The 794-nt window shown below is 54.8% G+C and carries 1 protein-coding gene and 1 pseudogene; one reads left to right on the top strand and one right to left on the bottom strand.

Features of this window, described 5'->3' with window-relative positions; translation table 11 throughout:
• A pseudogene (locus NS334_RS19520) lies at positions 1-127 on the bottom strand (DUF3800 domain-containing protein); the annotation flags it as partial.
• Positions 128-622: 495 nt separating this feature from the next.
• Between NS334_RS19520 and NS334_RS19515 the strand changes: the two are divergent.
• Positions 623-794: beta family protein (locus NS334_RS19515; protein ID WP_428835077.1), on the top strand; the 172-nt coding region annotated here is incomplete at its 3' end.

The following is a 794-nucleotide window of genomic DNA, read 5'->3' as shown; positions in this document are numbered from 1 at the left end:
GCACTATGCTGTCATGGCCCCAGAAGTCGAATTTGAACCGCTGGAAAGCCGGCACGATCTTTTCGATGTATTTGGCCTTTTCGACCACGCAAAAGGCGAGCGCGAAAACCGGGTGATCCGGGTTGATGTTGGTGAGGCCTTGTTGGCCGCTTTCGTCGATGTAGACAATGTATTCGGTGTAATTGATGGCGAGACGTTACCCCAAGTCGACGCTGGGGCCAGCTTGGCTGGCTCATAATCGACCGCTATTCGAGCACGGAGCCGTTCGCAGCTTGACCCAATCGAGAAACCAGCGGCCGTTACAGGGACAGGATGTCTCGAAAGGCTAGAGGTTAGACGTACGCCCGCTTGGGTCCTCATTTGCATACTCTCGCAAGTTTTTAGAGAGGCCCGATCGAGCATCCGCTCCGGGCCTCTTTTCCCAATTTAGCCCGTTGAAAATGCGAGCTATTCCGCGATGCACCGTCCATCGTGGGCCGGCCCTTCATGGCGAGCTTTTTGGGACCGCAGTCAAAATTTCGCAACAAAATGGGGAGCCGATTGACAGTTCCATCAACATTGTCTACATAAATGCCAGCCTGATTGTGGTGACGCCATTTTGTAATCAATTCTGGAGGCCTTTGTGTTCAATCATCGCCATTACGTGCCAATTTTGAAATGGAAAATGGGAGAGTACCAGGCGCTCAGCCGCCTGGCGGGGCCGGTCAAGGACCGCATCACCCCCCTCCTCGAAATCCCCCCGGTCGGGTTCGACTTCGAGACGCAGCGGAACAAGGAGAGCGCAGACGACCACC

The sequence above is a fragment of the Sphingomonas endophytica genome (assembly GCF_001476895.1).
GTDB lineage: Bacteria > Pseudomonadota > Alphaproteobacteria > Sphingomonadales > Sphingomonadaceae > Sphingomonas > Sphingomonas endophytica_A.
Note: the sequence above shows the minus strand (reverse complement) of the source record. Positions and strands in the feature narration are given on the sequence as shown.